Origin of the sequence: Avrilella dinanensis (genome assembly GCF_002807015.1) — a bacterium.
Taxonomy (GTDB): domain Bacteria; phylum Bacteroidota; class Bacteroidia; order Flavobacteriales; family Flavobacteriaceae; genus Flavobacterium; species Flavobacterium dinanensis.
The window spans coordinates 2050578-2067548 of the sequence record NZ_NIPO01000001.1; the positions used below are offsets into that span (position 1 = coordinate 2050578).

Sequence of the window (16971 nt, forward strand, 5' to 3'; positions counted from 1 at the left end):
GAACTTAATCTTTGATTCCGACAGAGAGAGAGGAACGAACGACGAGGAATCTCAAAAAGAGATGCTGACACGAGCTTACGAACTAACTGAACGAAGTTAAACAAGTTCAGCATGAACTGTGTTTATTTTTGCACAAACTTGTCATTCCGACGCAAGGAGGAATCTATATCAGATGCTTTCTGCCATAACAAACAGGGCACCCCTACTCTACTACTATTGCATTATTGCCACTATTACTTTCGATTTGGTTTTCGTCCAGATAAAAATCAATTCTGCCCAAACGCAAACCAAAACAACCTACCTGATTAACAATAACGTTTTTACCGATTTTGTTTTTCAATACTTTGGGCTTATCCAGAAATGTATGCGTGTGCCCTCCGATAATCAGGTCAATATCCTGGGTTTGTTGTGCCAGAACCACATCGCTTATCTTCGAAATATTATTATAGTCATAGCCCAAATGCGAAAGACAAATAACCAAATCACAATGGTTTTCTTTTTTGAGAATCCGCACCATATCTTGTGTAATTTCTACTGGTGAGAGATATTTAGTTTCGCCGTATTCCCGCTTATTGACCAAACCGTTCAACTCGATACCCAAACCGAATACACCAATTTTTATTCCGTCAATCGAGAAAATTTTATACGGCTTAGCAACACCATTCATCGGTGTGTCTGAAAAATCATAATTAGCCGACAGAATATCGAAATTTGCTTTGTACAACTGCTCAGCCATACTGTTTACCCCGTTGTCAAACTCGTGATTTCCGATAGTCGCCGCATCATATTTGAGCATATTCATGAGCTTAATTTCCAGTTCGCCACCATAAAAATTAAAATAAGGCGTTCCCTGGAACATATCCCCGGCATCGAGCAGCAATACATTCGGGTTTTCTGTTCGGATATCCTCAATCATTTTTGCCCTTCTTGCCACACCGCCTTGGTTGGGGTATTTGGCGTGCGAGGCATCAAACGGTTCAATGTGACTATGTGTGTCATTGGTATGCAGAATTGTGATTTTCTTTGGTTTACTTAAGCTAAAATCAAGCAGCTGCGAACCAAATAAAGTAATAAACGTTCCTGCCGAAGCAGATTTTACAATAAATTCTCTTCTTTTCATGGCTTTCTGATTACTCTTTGGGTTTTTATTACAGGTAATGTATCTTGTCGGGCAAAATAATCTATCAGCACATTTCTGAGCTTATAATTCATGTCAATTCTTTCCTTTGCCTGCGTAAAAAAATACATTTCGTCCCCACCATTAGCCAGATAATCGCTGGTTAAAATATAATAATCTCTATCCTCCTGCAAAAGTTTTCCATTAATTGTTATCTGATTAATTTCCTGATTTTTATCAATTTCAATTTCGACATTTGCCAATGGGTGTGCCCTTTTTTTATTGATAACATATTGTGCCATACTTCTAACTGCATCAGAAGATAATTTCAGTACCACAGCTTCGTTTTCAAAAGGCATCACTTCGTAAGCCGTCCGGGTGTAAACATTTCCTTCCGAAATCACTGCACGAATACCGCCATGATTGAACATACACGCATCGATATGTTGCCCCGTACGCTGATAAAAAACAGGTTCGACCATTTCCACCGCCGATTCTGCCAGAAGATTCCCGATTGTGGTTTCCCAAACGCCCTGGGTTTTGTCCATCGTTTCCGGTGCATAAGACAAGATTTTATTCATTTCCTCATCGACATGGTTTTTATACGGAACAATAAAATCACGGATAATAATATTTTCTTCGCCGGAAGAATCGACCACAGCGTTTTCGTGTAAGGTGTAAGAAGTATAAACTTTATCCACCGCCGATTTGCAGGCGGTAAGCAAAATTAGACTGAGAAAAAATAACCCCGAAACACACGATTTTAATGATTTCTTAAGCATACGACTTATAATTATTAATATCTTTGTTTTGTACAAAAATACGGCTAAAACCGTTGATTTCGTCGAAACAAATATTAATTTAATTTAAACATTACGTCAATGCAGCAGTTTGTGGGTACGGGTGTCGCACTGATTACACCTTTCAAAAAAGATTATTCGGTTGATGTCGAGGCATTAAAAAAAATTGTAGAATACAATATCTCTTCCGGCATTGATTATCTCGTCGTTTTGGGCACAACGGGCGAATCTGCCACGCTAACCACAGAGGAAAAAGAGCTGGTCAAAGAAACCATCATAAACGTCAATAACGGCAGATTACCATTGGTTTTGGGCATAGGCGGAAATAATACTGCCGATGTTGTTTACCAGTTAAAAAATACGGATTTGTCAAAATTTGATGCGGTGTTATCCGTTTCGCCTTATTATAACAAACCTACCCAGGAAGGAATTTACCAACATTACAAAATGCTGGCGGAAAATTCCCCGCTGCCGATTATTTTATACAATGTTCCGGGGCGAACATCAAGTAATATTCTGCCTAAAACTGTGCTGAGGCTTGCTCGTGATTTTTCCAACATCATCGGAATTAAAGAAGCTTCGGGCGATATCGTTCAGGCAATGGATATTATCAAAGATAAACCAAAAGATTTTTTGGTTATTTCTGGTGACGATATGATTACGTTGCCAATGGTTTTGGCTGGCGGAGCTGGTGTAATATCTGTGATTGGCGAAGGTTTTCCAAAAGAATTTTCTGCTATGATCAAGCTTGGATTGGAACGAAAAGTTGACGAGGCTTACACCATTCATTATAACCTGATGGATATTACAAATATGATTTTTGAACAAGGTAATCCGGCAGGAATCAAAGAAGTTTTCAGTCATTTAGAGCTTTGCGAAAATACCGTTCGGTTACCGTTAGTCCCTGTTGATGCCGATTTATCAGCACGAATCAAACAATTCATTCAACAATTTAAAAACAAATAATATGTTATCGAAAAATTTAGAAAAAGCATTAAACCAACAGGTAAAAATTGAGGGCGATTCTTCACAGATATATTTATCAATGGCTTCATGGGCTGAAAATCAAGGATTTGAAGGCATAGCTACTTTCATGTACGCCCAATCTGACGAAGAGCGTATGCACATGCTCAAACTGATTAAATACATCAACCAACGTGGTGGCGAAGCGATTATTCCGGAAGTAGCAAAACCGGAACTGGACCATACGTCGTTCAAAACACTTTTTACACAATTATTTGAACATGAGGTTTTTGTATCAAAAAGCATTAATGATTTGGTTCATATTTCGCTGGAAGAAAGAGATTATGCTACGCACAACTTCCTGCAATGGTATGTTTCTGAGCAAATCGAAGAAGAAGCCACAGCAAGAACGATTTTAGACAAAATCAACCTTATCGGCGACGACAAAGGCGGTTTGTATCTGTTTGATAACGATATGAAAAACTTTCCGGCACAAAACGCTGAATTGGCTTAAAACACAATTTATTTCGACGTCACGATGACCTTGTGACGTCGGAAATATAATTCCTTACAAAAACGATTTTATTTCAGTTACAATTTCTTCAATTGTTTTATCGTCCGTATTTACTGAAAATTTTGCCTGATTATAGTAAAAAGAGCGTTCCAGCAAATGTTGCCCGATATAGCCTTTTTTATCGCTGATATTGCTCAATAAAGGGCGATTATCTTCGTCTGCTTCAATCCTGTCCACCAAAGTAGTTACTTTCGCTTTCAGGTACACCGATAGCACATCTTCCCGCTGAAAAACCAAATGATTGTTAGCATAACAAGGTGTTCCGCCACCCAAACTCAAAACAAAAGACTGAGGTTGTTCTATCCATTCATTCAACAACAGATATTCTTGTTTACGAAAAAATATTTCGCCGTTTTGCTCAAATATTTCCTGTACAGATTTGTGATTTTTCTGCTCGATGAGCTTATCTAAATCGAAGTATTCAACTCCTAATTCATCTGCCAAAACCTTGCCGACAACCGATTTTCCGCTTGCCATATAACCGGTTAATAAAATTTTTTTTCTGTCCAAATGTTTGTTTGTTAAAGCATTAATAAATCAAAATGAATAAAGCTTCGAAATTAATTAAAAAATCTATTGTATTTACAAAAAAGTCCGCTATATTTGCACCCGCAAGTTTGTTGCAAGACTCGATAGCTCAGTTGGTAGAGCACAACACTTTTAATGTTGGGGTCCTGGGTTCGAGCCCCAGTCGGGTCACATATTTTTTTATTGCGGTTAATCATTACAGACTCGATAGCTCAGTTGGTAGAGCACAACACTTTTAATGTTGGGGTCCTGGGTTCGAGCCCCAGTCGGGTCACAAAGCAAAAGACAAATCTATAAGGTTTGTCTTTTTTATTTTATTCTTCTATCCACCAGATATATCGGTTTTCTACTTTTCGGATCAAAAACAATTTTGTTTAACTCTTCCAAATCAGCAAATTCAACCTTTGGAGTTACTCTTAATTTAGATTGCAGGTACTCTTTTATCTGATTCAGAAATTCATACGAAGTATCGGTTGAGGCAACCCGAATCAAAATATCATCATTTCCTGCTTCATTAATATAAAGTTCAATCAGATACAGTTGAATCTGGTCAAAGAATTTCAGCAGATCATAAATGGCAGGAGGATAAATCGTTGTGCCTTTGTACTTTATCATCTGTTCCTTTCTACCCAAAACAGGTCCTATTCTTTGGGTATTTCTTCCGCATTGGCATTTTTCTGAAAAAACCTGAACAATATCCCCTGTTTTAAATCGTAGCAAAGGCATTGCCTCAACTCCCAAAGTGGTTACGGTTAATTCGCCTGATTTTCCCGCTTTTACAGGATTGTTATTTTCGTCCAAAACCTCAATAATAATCAGTTCGGGGTGATGGTGTCCTCCGTTTTGAAACTCACATTCGGTAAAAGCAGTACTCATTTCGGTTGAGGCATAAGTAGAATACAACTCAATATTCCATTTGGATAAAATCTTGTCAGACAAAATACTATTTGATAAATCCTGATTTCTCAAAGATTCTCCAATACAAACCACACCTTTTACTCCAGAAGTATGGTAATCTATTCCGTTTGCCTCCGCATATTCGAGCATTTTAAGCAAAAAAGAGGGAACAGTAATCAGATATTTTGGGTTGTTTTCAAAAATAGAGTCCCATTGTAATTGCGGGGTTCCCGCTCCAATTCTGACAACTCCTGCTCCGAGTTTTCGAAGTCCTAGGAAATAAGCCAATCCTGCCACAAAACGTCTGTCAATGGTCGTCATCAGCTGAACGACATCACCTTTTCGGATTCCCGAACAGGTCAATGAAATCGCCTCATTGTAAGCCAATCGTTCCAAATCATTATCCGTCAATCCGAACGAAACGGGTCTTCCAAGCGTTCCCGAAGTCGCGGCATAATCAATAATTTCACTCATCGGAACACAAAAGAAATCTTTGTTATGCAACTGCAAATCCGTTTTGGTCGTAACAGGAATTTGCTGTAAATCTTCCAAAGTTTTTATCTGAGAAACATCAATATTGTGCTTAGAAAACATATCCTGATAAAAAGGCGATTTTTCTTTTAGATAAAGCATAAGCTCTTTGAGCTTTTGCTCCTGAAAAGCCTTTATTTCCTGTGTTTCTGCTAATTCTATATTTGGAGTCATCTTAATTTTCGATTGATTTTCTTTAAATATTTTTCGACGTTTCTTTGGTCGGGCAAGGTAGTGATTTCTTTGGAAAGTGCCTTTTCAAATTCGGTTTGAGAGGCTTTGTAATAGCCTTTTTCGTAATAATATTTCCCTATTTTGTAATAAACAGACCATAAATCAGGGTTTAATTGCTGATATTTTCGGATTTCTTCCGAAGATAAATCTGACTTATCGGAAATGGCTTTGTCTATTTTTCGGTCTTCAATTCGGTATAATTCGTAGTTTTTATATTCGTCTGATTCCAAAAAATCATCTTTGGGAATAGTCAATTCTTTTTTGTGTTGTGAAGCAAATTCCTTTTTCTCAGAAGAAAAAATCTCTTTCAAATCATAAGCGACAAATTCCCCCAACTGATACGGACTTGACGAAACCCACATCAATAAATCTTCGGGCTGAAAAATTACCGAATGATGTGCCAAAAGCTGATTCAGTGCTTTTTCGTTTCCGTAACCGATAAGTTCGTCTTTCAGTCCCCCTCGATTTCGCAATAAACCGGCTATTTTTTGAGGATTCATCTTAGGTTGTTCCGACAAGATTTCTTCCATTCTGTCAAATCGATATTGCGAATGGCTTTCTAAAATGTGCTGCTTGTTATTTTCATCATTCGCATAAGCCTCACTTCTGAAATGATTGGTACAAACAAGCTCATTATTAGCAACTTCAAACACTCCGAAATTTTCAGGCGACATTTCAATCAATACTGCTTTTCGGTCTTTCGCACTGCTGACCATTAAGGCTTCCGATACGAAAACTTCCCTTTTTCGGGCAATGCTTACAGCCTCATCAATGGTTGTGGCATATTGCAGAATTTCCCTTGCTACAATCGAAATCGGCGTTTTGGCGACCACAGGAATATCCGATTTTCCTGCATTCATCGTAATGGTCAAACCCGCTTTGTTCATTCCCGAAACCACTCCAATCATTCCTGCCCAAGTAACCGTTGCAAACGGATAACCTTCATCGGGATTAACAAAAGTTATGATTTTATTTTTGGCAAAATCATCTCCTGCATAAAAATCAAAATTCCGCCCCAAAAGCAATTTTCCATCCTCTGTCTTGTCATTCCACAAAGCAACCGATGAACAGCCTACCAAAGCCAAATCCTGCATAGCGTGTCCGATATCGTGAGCTCCGTGCAAATATAGACTTCGCAAATATTTCGGAGCTATATCGTCATATTTATTTGTAGCATAGCGAGATACTCCGTAAATTTCGGTTTTATATTCTTCAGGAATATGTAGATACATTTCTCGATTGTACCATTTTAGAAATTGACGAAGTAACGACTGTTTGAATTTTGAGGGAACGATTTCTTTTACTTTTCCGAAAAAAACATCTTCCTGATAATGGTATAAAGGCTCGTATAAAGCCCCCATAATCAATCCTCTTTCCAACGGGTTTCCCGAAACATAGAGTTCCCATTGTCCGAATTTATTTTGTACTAAAAAATTCTCTTCCGAAGAAAAAAGCGAATCCGAATGTTTTATGACTTTGGGAATTTCGTGGTTATAGTCCGTAATCGGTTGATGACGAACAGATTTCGATATTCCGCAAGAAGTAAGCGAAACGAGAATAAACAAGGAAAAAAAACTAATGACTTGTCTAAAATTGGTTAACCCTTTTAATTTTCTGTCATTCTGAATGGAATAAAATGGAATGAAGAGTCTCAAATCGTTGATTTTTAAAGAGATTCCTCCTTTGTCGGAATGACAAAAAACATTTTTATTAAACTTTAAACAGCTTCTAAACCATTTCATTTTCTTTCTGTTTTTCTAAAGCTGAAATTTCGTTGTTTATCTTATCGACCAGATATTGTTTTCCGACAATTTCGGTACAAGTCTGAACAGCTCCGATAGTTACTCCCAAAACTCCGTGCATATTGATACTCTGCCCTGTCAGAAACAGATTATCGAGTTTGGTTTTAGGCGAAATAAATGTCTTTAACGGATTTTCGGAGTCTTTAATATAACCGTATAGATTTCCGTTAAATCCTCCGATATAATCCCGGTACGACAAAGGTGTGGAAACGTGAACTGACTTGACTTTTCCTTTAATGTGCGGGTATCTTTTTTCGATTTCCCGCATAAAAACATTGGCTTTTTCCTGTTTGAAAGCCTCGTAATCTGCCCCTCTTTCCGAAGGATTGGCAACCGTATTCTGCGTTTCTTTCCACTTTTCAAATTCGGAAAAATGCAGGTAGGTAATTCCTGTCATACTTTCTGCCCATTGCTGATTTTCTTCCGAAACATTCATCGAAAGCATAAAAGCCTCCGGCCACGATTCGGGCGTATATTCGTTGGCATTCCAAACCCTTTTGCTATCCCGAAAATGGTAATTATTATAGTTCATATATTCCACCGAATTCGGTTCAAAAACAATATAAACGCTCAAAGCAGCAGGTAAAACTTCCAATCCTTTAATCCGTGAATAATAGGATTTCCGGAACTTATCGCTCCCTACCATATCCAAAGTGGTTTTCGGTTCAATATTAGAAATGAAAATATCCCCGAAATAGGTTTCCCCATCTTTGGTATTGGCACTAATAATCCGATTTTCTTCGGAACTAAAATTGATTACTTCCTTGCGTTTATAGACTTCCCCTCCGTATTTTTTGAGTTGTTTTATCAACTGTTTGGTTATCTGACTTCCTCCGTTCAGACATCTCCAGGCACTCTGAATATAAGAGTTTACCGAAAGTGCGTGAACATACAACGGAGTTTTTTCCGGAATTCCCGCGTACAAAAAGTTTGAGCCTGCCAAAACGGCTCTCAATTTCTCGTTTTTGGTCAGTTCGATAAAATATCGTTGAGCATTTATCGATAAAACTTCGGCTGGGTGTCCTTCTCCATAATTCAGATTATACAACGGAAAAGCGTCACAGATTTCCTGAATTTTCCTGCAATATTCCTCAATAGCCTCTTTTTCTTCAGGAAAATATTTGAGTAGTTGTTTGGTGAAATTTTTGTAACCCTGTGCGTGCGGATATTCTGTCGGGTCGTCTCCAAATGAAATTACATCATAGGCATTTTTGTCCATTCGGGAAAGTTTCAGACTGTCCATTATCCCGATATAGCTGAAATATTTATAGAGATTCTGCCCCTTATCCAAAGCACCAATATAATGAACTCCCGTATCAAAAATGCGTTTGTCACGGGAAAAAGTCTGTAAATTTCCTCCAAACTGTTGATTTTTTTCGAGTACACAGACTTTTTTGCCTTCTTTAGCCAAAATAATAGCGGAAACAAGCCCTCCAAGACCGCTCCCGACAATTACGACATCGTATTTTTTTGTGTTATTCATTCCGGCTAAATCCTTTTACTCCATTTTCATTAACGAACTCCGTAAATTCATTGAAGTTTCCGATATTGGAGAACTTTACATTTCCAATCAAAAATATTTTTTTTACAGTATTAGGAATTGTTATCATATTATTTATTTCCGTGGAAATCAAAAGCGTATCAACGTCTTCTTCGGGCAAAGTTAATGTATTTCTGTACGTTATATTTCTTTTTCCGACAGGATAATTCACTTTAGCAACTTCTCGTTTTTCTTCATTTTCGATGAATGTAACGATTTTCCGTAAAGGATATTGCCAAGTCAAAAGTAAATCAATCTGTCCGAAATTATCAGCTATATGATAGATTTTTGCCTTGCTATTAATCAGGATAAACAAAGCGTAATAAGCTGATTTGTTCTGATTAAAATCCGATTTTACGGATTGAATAATCTCTGTATCTTTATACAAATAAGTCAGATATAGTTTCTTTTCAAAATAATCTTCATTTTCTATCTGTTTTCGTAATTCCGTGAATTCTGCTCTGAAAAAACGGTTTATTTTCTTGGTTTTTTCGGAATAGCTTTTGCCGAAATCAGTATTTTCAGGAGCAATCCGCTTTCCTATTTTGACGGTCATACTTCCGTCATAAATCGTAAAATCATTTTTTGGTTGTACTTCAGAATTTCCGTGAACGTAAACAGGTAAAATATCCAAATTAAATTGCTCTGCCAGATAAAACGCCCCTTTATGAAAACGCTTGATATGATTGTCTTCCGAACGTGTTCCCTCCGGAAAAACCATCAGTGAATAACCTTGCTCTACCTTTTCACGCAAATGCTCCACACTGCCATCAACTCCCTGCGAAACAGGGTAAAAACCAGCCATTTTCACAAATCTGCCAAAAACAGGCGAATTATACACCCAATCATTTACCAGAAAAATAATATTCGGGCTGACCATACCCAATGTCAGCGAATCTAAAAACGACGTGTGGTTTGAAATGATAACAGACGGTTTGGAAAAATCTTCCTGATTCGGGTTGAGAATTTCTTTTTTAACAAAAGGATTGGAATACAAAACCGAAGTAAGGAATTTTGACATCAACTTCCTTAAATTCCGCATTTTATTTTCTTTATTTCCGATAGGAATAAGTATAAAAAATCGTCCGATTAAAGAAAGTAAAACACACCCGATTCCGTAATAAAAAAACGAAACAAATGAGTGCAGAAACAGCCTTAACGTAATCGGGGATTTATGGCATTTTACCCTGTTTGTTATACAGATTTTAAACACAATCGGATAAAAAACAAATGTAATAATCAATGCCGAAAACACCCCGATAAGCGACAAAGTCGAAATGGATTTCAGGGCAGGGTGCTTGGCAAAAACCAAAGCTCCGATTGCCAGAATCGTTGTCAAAACAGCCAATAAAATCGAAGTTCTGTACGTCGTCAGCTCACTTTTTCCGTAGGAATGTTCCTTTTGCAAGGCACTTGTCATAAAAATTGTAAAGTCAATTCCGTGTCCGAAAATAAGTGTGGTAACAATCATACTGAAAATATTCAGCTGAATGTCAAACAATCCCATCAATCCCATTGTGATAAACCCTGTAATGGTTATCGGGACAAGGCTGATAAGCACCAATTCCAATCGTCTGAAGAAATACCACAAAATCAAAATAACCGCTATAAACGAATAATTTATCAATCGGTTAAAATCGGCTTTGAGATGTCCGAGAAAGGTTTCGTTGAGCTGTTTTCGGTCGATGACAAGCACTTCTTTTTCCTTTTCGGAAATGGATTTTACAAACTCGGCTCTTTTGTCATCATCAACTTTCACTACCGAAGTAATGGTAAACAATCCGTCTTTTTCGCTTGTGAATTCCTCCGTAAAAAAAGCAGGGATTTTTGAATATTCATTCAAAGAAACCGTTTGAGGAATTTTATCTAATAACTCGTAAAATCGGTTATGCGTTTCGGGTTTAAAACCAATCTTTTCTCCTGATTCTATCAGGTTTTGTTGCAGGTTTTCTTTCTTGTTATCCGTCCAAAAGCGATTCCATTTTTCGATTTTCTGCTGTTGCTGTTCTTGTGATAAAACAATTCCCGAAAGGGAGCTGAAATCAAAAATTTCGTTGTTTTCTTGGTATTCTTTGAGGATTTTTTTCAGTTGAGCATTTTTCTGTAAAACTTCCTCTTTATCGTTTCCGTACAAAACCAAATACAATGATTTTGAAGTCAGATTGGTAGAGTTTTCCAACTGTTTTTCGACCTGTTTGAGTTCATCGGGAATGAAATTCAGTTTGGACAAATCATCATCAAAAGTTACTTTCTGATACGTAAAAAGACTAATTCCGATAAGCAATAAACTACCAAAAATCAGTACTTTATTCTTTTCAAATGAATAAGAAGCTAATCTGTCCAAAATGGATTTTCGGGTTATACCCTCCACACTTTTCGGTCTGTACAAATGTGGAATAATAATTATCGAAAAAACAGCCGACATCACGACCGCAATCGAGGCAAAAATTCCCAAATCCTGCAAGGCTTCCGATTTGACAAAAAGCAAACACAAAAACGCAACAGCCGTTGTGGTACTACTCATTATCAACGGTTTGACAATGTCTTTGAAAAGCAATTCCACACTCGAATTGTTCCTGTAATGCGTGAGAATATGAAGTGAATAATCAATGGTAATTCCGAGCAAAACTGCTCCGATACTTATTGAAATAGCCGAAATACTGTCCCGCAAAAAATACATACACATCAATGCAAAGAATCCTCCGAAAACCGACGGAATAAAGATGATTACAGGAACATAAATTTTTCGGTAATACATTATCAACAAAAGCATTAGCACTCCCATTGACACCAAAACAGTAGTCAAAATATCGGTTTTAATCTGTTTGGCATTAGCCACTGCAATAAATGACGACCCAAAATAATCCAGATTTGTTTTCTCTGAAAATTCGGCATTAATTTCGGTTTTTATTTGGTTTAACCGCTCTGTAAAATCGGTATTTTTTTCGGTTTCACTTCCCGACAAAACAGGGTCTATAAACAGCAAAAGCGACTGCTCGTCTTTAGTTACCACATATCCGTTAACCAACTTAAAATCATCAGAAAGATTGAGTTTTTGTAATTTCTGTAAAGCCATAAACGAAATGCCTAAAGGGTCAGCCAAAATAAAATCTTTGGCTACAATTCCTGTAGGAGAAATCAGCGTTTTCAGATTGTTTTCGACCTGAACAGCAATGCTGTCTTTGGATAATTTATTCCCGATTTTCTGATAATCTTCCTCATCGAGAAAAAGTGGTAAATGCTCATAAACAAAGTCAAAAGTCTCCTGAATATTGCTGTCATCAACCTTTCCCTGGACGTTTTTGATATACTCATCACAACATTCGAGCTTATTCAAAAACAAAGAGGCAGTTTCAGTCATATCTTCGAGAGTTCCGTTTTCCGATTTGGAAATCAAAACCGTAATTTTATCCGAAAATTTAAGCTGCTGCACAACTCTGGTGGTAATATCTCCCTGCTCACTTTTCGGAATAACTTTGGTAATGTCTTCTTCAAAAGTAATTTTAGACGCAAAATATCCGAATACCAAAAGTAAAAGCAACGACAACACAGCCGATAGCCGTTTGTTTCTGCTGATAAAGTAGTAAATTTTTATAAAAAAAGCGGACATTAAAGTAGTATTATTTTATTTGTTAAAACCCTGCAAAGATATAAAAATAAAGACTGTGAAGTTACCGAATGTTATTTGGATATTTGGAAGAGTTTCGTAACTTTGGGAGTTAGCGGAAAGTGCAAACACAACAATCCGTCAAAAAAGGAAATTATGTCAATATCAAAAGAATCAGAATTATTAGGAATGCAAAAAGCGAGTAAAGCGGTTGCATATACATTAAGAGAAATGATAAAATACGCTCAGGCTGGAATGACCACAAAAGAATTGGACGAATACGGAGCCAAAATTTTATCAGACTTTGGGGCAAAATCTGCGCCTCATTTAACTTACGGATTTCCAGGTTGGAACTGTATAAGTGTGGACAACGAATTTTGTCACGGCATTCCCTCTGAAAAGAGAATTTTAAAAGAAGGTGACTTAATAAATATTGATGTTTCTGCCGAATTAGACGGATTCTGGGCAGACAACGGAGCTTCATTCATTATTGGAAAAGATATTAACCAACATCAAAAGTTAGTAGATGCTTCAAAAGAAATTTTGCAGAAAGCTCTTAACAACATAAAAGGAGGAGTAAAAATAGCAGACATTGGCTATATAATGGAAACCGAAGCAAAAAAACGAGGTTTCAAGGTTATAAAAAATCTTGGCGGACACGGGATCGGAAGAAGCCTACACGAACAACCTGATGAAATTATGAATTACAAAAACCGTTTTGACCAAAGACGATTTAAAAAAAATTCAGTTGTTGCTATTGAAACTTTTATTTCTACGACTTCGACTTACGCAACAGAATTAAATGACGGTTGGACAATGGTTGGTAATAAAGGTGGTTATATGGCTCAACACGAACATACTATTGTCGTAACAGACGGAAAACCTATAATACTAACTGAGGCAAACGGAATTTTAAACTAAAAAGCATAACACCTTCCGCTAACATCGCATTGGCAAAAGAGTGGAGTTACGGCTAAGTTGAAAGTTTCGTCTTCGTATGTCGCCAATGCGTTTTCCGTTATGTTCAACATAGTTCGTGCTGACTTGAGACTAATGTGACTAATCATAAAATATGGAAAAAATACATTTAGAAACTTATATAAAAGCTCCTATAGAAAGAGTTTTCGACTTATCAAGAAGTATTGATTTACATAAAATATCGACAAAAGGAACTAAAGAAGAAGCTATTGCAGGAAGAACATCTGGACTTATAAATCTTAATGAAACAGTAACTTGGAGAGCGAAACATTTAGGAATTTACCAAAAACTAACAGTTATTGTTACAAAACTTGAAAAGCCTCATCTGTTTGAAGACAAAATGGTTAAAGGAGCGTTTTCAAAAATGCAACATACTCATAAGTTTGAAGTAATAACTACCGGGACAAAAATGATAGATATATTTGAGTTTAAATCTCCGTTGGGAATTTTAGGAAAAATAGCAAATATGATTTTTCTGAAAAAATATATGACCAAGTTCTTACTAACAAAGAATCAAGAATTAAAAAAAGTAGCTGAAACCGAAGGTTGGAAAGAAATTTTGAAAGACTGATAATAAATAACAATTTAGCAAAACAACACAGCTATCAACCCTCTTTTTTCCCAAAAACCGAAAGCAAAAAATAACTTCCGATTCCAAAAAGAAAAGCGGAAGATACAGCCAAAATAACACTTCCGATAAGGTATTGCAAAAAGTGGTCTTGAATCATTGAAAAAGTCATTTCTTTATCAAAACTGAAAGTCGATAAACCCGGAACTACAAAACCTCCTATTTTAAGCGAAAGCCAAATAATCAAAGGAATCATAGGAGGAATGCTGATATTGGAAAAAGCAAACGCCAAAACCTTGTTCCAGCGGAATGTAACCGCAAAAAATATCGTCAGGAAAGTCTGAAAACCCCAAACAGGAAGTATTCCGAAAAGCACTCCCAAAGCAATCGACAAAGATTTAATTTTGTTGGAATCCTTACTCCCTAAAACGTCTTCTTTTATAAACTGTTTAAAACTTTTTTTTTTGAAATTCCGTAAAAAATTTCTCGGAATAATATAAAGCAACGTAATCGTAACCAAAACCGTATTCAAAATGCTGATTCGGGTAAAGTCCCTGAAAGGTCTGAAATGCGACACCCTTTCGTTCATATCATACAGCACTTTTACCGGAATATTTTTGACTTTTACGCCTTTCCAAGCTGTTCTTACGATTACCTCTATTTCAAACTCGAATTTCTTGGTGTAAAATTTTTCAGGTAAATAATCCAACGGATATAACCGATAACCCGATTGTGTATCTTCGAGTTTTATTCCCGTTTCAAACCAAAACCAAAAATTGGAAAATCGGTTTCCGAAACTGCTTTTTTTCGGGATTCCGTCTTGGTTCATATTTCGGTTTCCGATTAGCAAAACAGGAGCCGATTCCGATTTCAGAGCCTCAATAAAATTCGGAATATCATCAGGATAATGCTGTCCGTCCGAATCTATCGTTATTGCATTTTTAAACCCTTTTTCTTTTGCAACTTTAAAACCAATGGCAAGTGCATTTCCCTTTCCTTTGTTTTCGGGTAAATGAATTTGAATAATTTGAGGATAATTTTCCAGGATTCCGGAAGTAGAATCCGTTGAGCCGTCATTCACAACCAATACAGAATCAGTATATTCCAGCACTCCGTCAAGCACTCGTTTTAGTGTTCTTTCGTTGTTATACGTAGGAACTATAACGATTGTTTGAAGGTTGTCTATATCGGATTTTTCAAATGACATTGTTCATTTATTTAAAAGATTTCGACTGCTTAACGTATCGTTGTACGTATGATTTCAGTTCAGAATCTTTTATATGGTTTAAATTTTTGTTGATAAAAGTAACGTCTTCCTGAATATTCGAATTGTATTTCAATGCTTTAGGAATATTTTCCTGAATACTTAGGCGAATCAAACGAATCTCAATGTTTTCGGGTTCTTTATTTACTGATTTGTCAATAAGCCCCGCCCCATTGACAAAAAGTTGCTTTCTGTCATTTTTGACCGTTGTATTTTTGGATTGCAAAATCAAAGCTGCTCCTTTATAAGCCTGAAAAACAGGTTTTTTGGTATCTGCCTTTTGCATATACGTTATAAAATCTTGCTGTTTTTCTTTTGAAGATGATACATTACTGTACAGGTTTCGTATCTCTGTAAGGTTTCCCGACAAAGACAGAACAAAAAAGAACATAATAAGTTTCATCATTTTAAGGTTATTTTACATTAGATTATACACTTTAAACAACTTAAATTAATTTTGTCAGTTCGAGTAGCGAAGTGTAACGGAGCATATCGAGAACTTCTCGATACAATTTTTCTCCGTTTCACTACAAAAAATCACTCGAAGTGACAGAACAGGTTATACAATATACAATCCTACATTACACAATCTTATACGTATTAGTCAGTTTCAGAGCTGTTGTTTCGCCAAACGAAGTTATATTTTTGACTTTTACTTCGTTGTCTGTCAATGTCATATCCAATTCTAATTTTAAATCAGGAGTTACTTCCGGATTGATAAGAGCCATAAATTTCACGTTTGACGCATTAGTTAAAAACAGTTTTTTTCCTGTGATTTCCTCTGTCAACTCTTTGATAATCTGCATCATTCCCACTCCCGGCGTAACCGGATTACCCGGAAAATGTCCTTTAAATACTTCGTGCCTGGCATTAAGTGTCAAATCAACCTGATAGGATTGGTCAGATACTTTTTCCAACGAATTTACTTTGTAAAAATCTTGTAATAACATGGTTACTCCGTGGTTAAATCAAACGAGTAAGCCACGCCTACCTGAAACAAAAAGTTGGTGTTATAATCGTCGTAAAAATAATTTCCGTCGTTATAGTAATAATCCGATTCAAACACATCGACAATCCCTTTTTTCACTCTGGCTTCTATGGTTAAATTATCAGTAATACTGTAACCTAACCCAAAAACAAAAGCTAAATCTACTCCTGCATTCGAGTAGTGGTTTGAATTGGCTTCAATATCAAAAGTAGGTCCTAACTGAAAGTTAATTCCGCTCGGAAGATTCAGTTTATTTATCAAGCTAAACGAAATATACGAAAATGTTATATCTTTTTTCTCATACACATCTCGTTGTAAATTATAATCATAATAACCTACCGGAATTCCTGCTCCACCCTGACTGGTATATGTAAGTTCGGGCTGCATAGAATAAAACCGTCCGAGTTTCAGCTCCCCGAAGATTCCGGCATAAAAATCAGGCTTAAAATCTGATTCGGTTTGTGTAATTTTAGAAAAATTTGCTCCTCCCCTGATTCCGGGTTTAAAGCTAACTTGTGCCTCTGCGGTGGTTATTCCGGCGAAAGTCAATGCTATGGCAATAATAATCTTTTTCATAAAT

The 16971-nt window shown here is 36.6% G+C and carries 15 protein-coding genes and 2 tRNA genes; 6 read left to right on the plus strand and 11 right to left on the minus strand.

All coding sequences use genetic code 11. From position 1 onward, the window contains the following. Positions 1-202 precede the first annotated feature (202 nt). Together CDL10_RS09920 and CDL10_RS09925 are read right to left on the minus strand one after the other, a co-directional pair. Positions 203-1120 carry a bifunctional metallophosphatase/5'-nucleotidase gene (locus CDL10_RS09920; protein ID WP_100678383.1) on the minus strand — a complete coding sequence of 306 codons (918 nt, stop codon included), beginning with the start codon at positions 1118-1120 and terminating at the stop codon, positions 203-205. Next, a complete protein-coding gene (locus tag CDL10_RS09925) occupies positions 1117-1899 on the minus strand; it encodes a 5'-nucleotidase C-terminal domain-containing protein (RefSeq protein WP_100678384.1) in 783 nt (260 codons plus the stop codon). Before CDL10_RS09925 ends, CDL10_RS09920 begins: the two co-directional genes overlap by 4 nt. Positions 1900-1998: 99 nt before the next feature. Here CDL10_RS09925 and dapA point away from each other — a divergent pair, with 99 nt between their 5' ends. Both dapA and CDL10_RS09935 read left to right on the plus strand, forming a co-directional pair. Further along, positions 1999-2883, plus strand: coding sequence for a 4-hydroxy-tetrahydrodipicolinate synthase (dapA, locus tag CDL10_RS09930; RefSeq protein WP_100678385.1), 885 nt, complete (start codon positions 1999-2001; stop codon positions 2881-2883). Between the two features lies 1 nt (position 2884). Beyond that, positions 2885-3394 (plus strand): ferritin, encoded by a 510-nt coding sequence (locus tag CDL10_RS09935; protein ID WP_100678720.1) that lies wholly within the window; start codon positions 2885-2887, stop codon positions 3392-3394. Positions 3395-3448: 54 nt separating this feature from the next. Here CDL10_RS09935 and CDL10_RS09940 read toward each other — a convergent pair whose 3' ends face one another. Further along, a complete protein-coding gene (locus CDL10_RS09940) occupies positions 3449-3964 on the minus strand; it encodes a shikimate kinase (protein ID WP_243389331.1) in 516 nt (171 codons plus the stop codon). Between the two features lie 116 nt (positions 3965-4080). Here CDL10_RS09940 and CDL10_RS09945 point away from each other — a divergent pair. Together CDL10_RS09945 and CDL10_RS09950 are read left to right on the plus strand one after the other, a co-directional pair. Beyond that, positions 4081-4153 (plus strand) — tRNA-Lys (locus tag CDL10_RS09945). Between the two features lie 30 nt (positions 4154-4183). Then, positions 4184-4256 (plus strand) — tRNA-Lys (locus tag CDL10_RS09950). Between the two features lie 35 nt (positions 4257-4291). On the opposite strand, the gene CDL10_RS09955 is transcribed toward CDL10_RS09950, so the two are convergent. Genes CDL10_RS09955 through CDL10_RS09970 form a run of 4 tightly spaced genes read right to left on the minus strand, consistent with a single transcriptional unit; the run spans position 4292 to position 12596 of the window. Continuing rightward, positions 4292-5584: a phenylacetate--CoA ligase family protein gene (locus tag CDL10_RS09955; protein ID WP_100678386.1), complete on the minus strand. Its 1293-nt coding sequence runs from the start codon at positions 5582-5584 to the stop codon at positions 4292-4294. After that, positions 5581-7386 carry a C45 family autoproteolytic acyltransferase/hydolase gene (locus tag CDL10_RS09960; RefSeq protein WP_100678387.1) on the minus strand — a complete coding sequence of 602 codons (1806 nt, stop codon included), beginning with the start codon at positions 7384-7386 and terminating at the stop codon, positions 5581-5583. The genes CDL10_RS09955 and CDL10_RS09960 overlap by 4 nt, the downstream gene beginning before the upstream one ends. Then, positions 7373-8929 carry a phytoene desaturase family protein gene (locus CDL10_RS09965; RefSeq protein WP_100678388.1) on the minus strand — a complete coding sequence of 519 codons (1557 nt, stop codon included), beginning with the start codon at positions 8927-8929 and terminating at the stop codon, positions 7373-7375. The genes CDL10_RS09960 and CDL10_RS09965 overlap by 14 nt, the downstream gene beginning before the upstream one ends. Further along, positions 8922-12596: a 1-acyl-sn-glycerol-3-phosphate acyltransferase gene (locus CDL10_RS09970; RefSeq protein WP_100678389.1), complete on the minus strand. Its 3675-nt coding sequence runs from the start codon at positions 12594-12596 to the stop codon at positions 8922-8924. Before CDL10_RS09970 ends, CDL10_RS09965 begins: the two co-directional genes overlap by 8 nt. A gap of 153 nt (positions 12597-12749) precedes the next feature. On the opposite strand from CDL10_RS09970, the gene map reads away from it, so the two are divergent. Both map and CDL10_RS09980 read left to right on the plus strand, forming a co-directional pair. After that, a complete protein-coding gene (gene map / locus CDL10_RS09975) occupies positions 12750-13514 on the plus strand; it encodes a type I methionyl aminopeptidase (RefSeq protein ID WP_100678722.1) in 765 nt (254 codons plus the stop codon). A 151-nt stretch (positions 13515-13665) separates the two neighbouring features. Further along, positions 13666-14142 (plus strand): SRPBCC family protein, encoded by a 477-nt coding sequence (locus tag CDL10_RS09980; RefSeq protein WP_100678390.1) that lies wholly within the window; start codon positions 13666-13668, stop codon positions 14140-14142. Between the two features lie 34 nt (positions 14143-14176). Here the strand turns inward: CDL10_RS09980 and CDL10_RS09985 are convergent, their stop codons facing one another. From CDL10_RS09985 to CDL10_RS10000, 4 genes are all read right to left on the minus strand, one after another. Next, positions 14177-15346 carry a DUF2062 domain-containing protein gene (locus CDL10_RS09985; protein ID WP_100678391.1) on the minus strand — a complete coding sequence of 390 codons (1170 nt, stop codon included), beginning with the start codon at positions 15344-15346 and terminating at the stop codon, positions 14177-14179. A 7-nt stretch (positions 15347-15353) separates the two neighbouring features. Then, a complete protein-coding gene (locus CDL10_RS09990) occupies positions 15354-15809 on the minus strand; it encodes a hypothetical protein (protein WP_100678392.1) in 456 nt (151 codons plus the stop codon). Positions 15810-15984: 175 nt separating this feature from the next. After that, on the minus strand, positions 15985-16353 hold the full coding sequence (locus CDL10_RS09995) for a 3-hydroxyacyl-ACP dehydratase (protein WP_100678393.1): 369 nt from the start codon (positions 16351-16353) through the stop codon (positions 15985-15987). Positions 16354-16355: 2 nt separating this feature from the next. After that, positions 16356-16967, minus strand: a complete 612-nt coding sequence (locus CDL10_RS10000) for an outer membrane beta-barrel protein (RefSeq protein WP_100678394.1) — start codon at positions 16965-16967, stop codon at positions 16356-16358. Between the last annotated feature and the right edge of the window lie 4 nt (positions 16968-16971).